Source organism: Streptomyces sp. NPDC054841, from assembly GCF_053611045.1.
Genome location: NZ_JBSGZO010000848.1, coordinates 1 through 1,831, shown reverse-complemented (window position 1 = coordinate 1,831; position 1,831 = coordinate 1). Strand labels below are relative to the sequence as shown.

The 1,831-nt window shown below is 71.1% G+C and carries 2 protein-coding genes and 1 pseudogene; all 3 read left to right on the top strand.

Annotated elements, in window-relative coordinates:
• Positions 1 to 219, top strand: a pseudogene (locus tag ACWGI8_RS43855) (hypothetical protein); the annotation flags it as partial.
• 23 nt (positions 220 to 242) lie between these two features.
• Positions 243 to 1,007 (top strand): bestrophin-like domain, encoded by a 765-nt coding sequence (locus ACWGI8_RS43850; RefSeq protein WP_453669156.1) that lies wholly within the window; start codon positions 243 to 245, stop codon positions 1,005 to 1,007.
• A 194-nt stretch (positions 1,008 to 1,201) separates the two neighbouring features.
• The gene (locus ACWGI8_RS43845; RefSeq protein WP_453669154.1) at positions 1,202 to 1,759 is read left to right on the top strand and encodes a hypothetical protein; all 558 of its coding nucleotides are present in this window, start codon (positions 1,202 to 1,204) and stop codon (positions 1,757 to 1,759) included.
• Positions 1,760 to 1,831 lie beyond the last annotated feature (72 nt).

Sequence of the window (1,831 nt, the reverse complement as noted above, 5' to 3'; positions counted from 1 at the left end):
CCCGCCCCGCCCGCTCCGCCGCAGCCGCCTCCGCCGGCCCCGTCGCCTCCGCCGAAGGCCCGGCCGAAACCACCGCAGCCGACCCCGGTCGCGCTCCCCCACTACCGCAGACCTCAGCGCGAGGAGCCGCGGGGCGGGCCGTCACTGGTCTCCCTGACGCTCCTGGTCACGGCCCCCGCGGTGCTCGCCGCGGCCTTTCTGCGCCCCCGATCCCGCTAGTTCCGCAGTTCCCGGAGGTTCTCATGTCGGAATGGGCCGTACTGACCATCGCGATGGCCGCGGCGTGCGCGGTCGTCCTGACCATCACCGTCATCAACCACCGCCGTGTCGGCGACGACGACGACCCGTCGGAGACCCCCGACGTCATCGAGTACATGACGATGATGATCGGCGTGGTCTACGCGATCGTGCTGGGCCTTGCCATCGCGGGTGTCTGGGAGGCGCGCGGCGCGGCGCAGGATTCGGTGCGCCACGAGGCCCAGGCGCTGCACGAGGTGCACGCCCGCGCCGAGGTCTATCCGGCCGAGGTCCGTGCCCGCATCCGTGCCGACGTGGACGCGTACGTCATGCATGTCGTGGGCCCCGAGTGGCGCCATATGGCCGAGAAGGGATCGCTCAGCGACAAGGGCACGCGGCTCCTCGACCAGGTACGCCGGGACGTGACGGACTATGCGCCGAAGACCGACCACGAGGGCCAGGCGTATCAGCCCCTGGTCGATCAGGTGGCGGCAGCGGATGACGCGCGGGGAGTCCGGGGACAGGGCATCGAGGCGACCATGCCCGGCGTGGTGTGGTTCGGACTGATCAGCGGAGCGGTGGTGACCGTTGGCCTGATCTTTACGCTTCAGATCCGCCGGACATTCCGGGAACTGCTCCTGGCCGGCCTGTTCAGCGCACTGATCGCGTTTCTGCTCTTTCTCATCTGGGATTTCGACGCACCGTTCGGCCGAGGCATTTCGGCCACTGCCTCACCGTTCACCGATCTCTTCCCGCATCTGCGCGCCTGACCGTGACGAACCCGGGTGGCGTACGGCGGCGAGGGCACGAATGTCCGCCACCCGGGTGACGCACGTGCCCCATTCGCCCGTCTGAGATCGCGGGTGTGATAGGGCGCTTCTAGCGTGCGGGTATCGAGGTGCATTCCCTGCCTTTTGCGGAAACCCCTTCCGCAGCTGCTCCTCGGAGACCCGGAGGATTGCCCATGCGCGCGATACCCGTCGCGTCGGCCGCTCTGCTGGGAGCGGCCGCCCTCGCTCTGACCACTCCCACCGCGACGGCCGACACCGCGGGCGGCGCCGCCGGCGCGGCCCGCAAGCAGCCGTTCTCGTTCGCCGTCTCACCCTCGACCGTCGCCCCGGGCGGGCAGGTCACCCTGAGGGTGTCGGGCTGCACCACCACGGCCACGGCTTCATCAGGCGTCTTCGACACCGTGACCATCGCGCCGGGCCTGACCGGCACGGCGACGGTCGACTGGGATGCCAGACGGGGCGCGGTGTACTCGGTGCAGTTCAGCTGCAACGGCCAGACCGGGACGACCGATCTGACCATCTCCGGCGGTACGGCCGCCCCGGCCCCGGCCACAGCCACGGCCACGGCGCGCCCCACGAGCACCTCCGCCCCCCAGGGTGTCAGGGGTGGTCTCGGCGGCAGCATCCGCGATTTGCGCGCCGAGGAGATCGCGGCCGGTGCCGTGCTCGTCCTCATTGCGGCCGGCGGGGTGTTCTACGTCCTGCGCCGCCGGTCGAGCCGGCTCCACTGACCGCTCCCCCCGCAGCTCACCGCTCCCCCGCACCGAGATCCCCCACCACGCCCGTCGCCCCGAGTCCTGGCC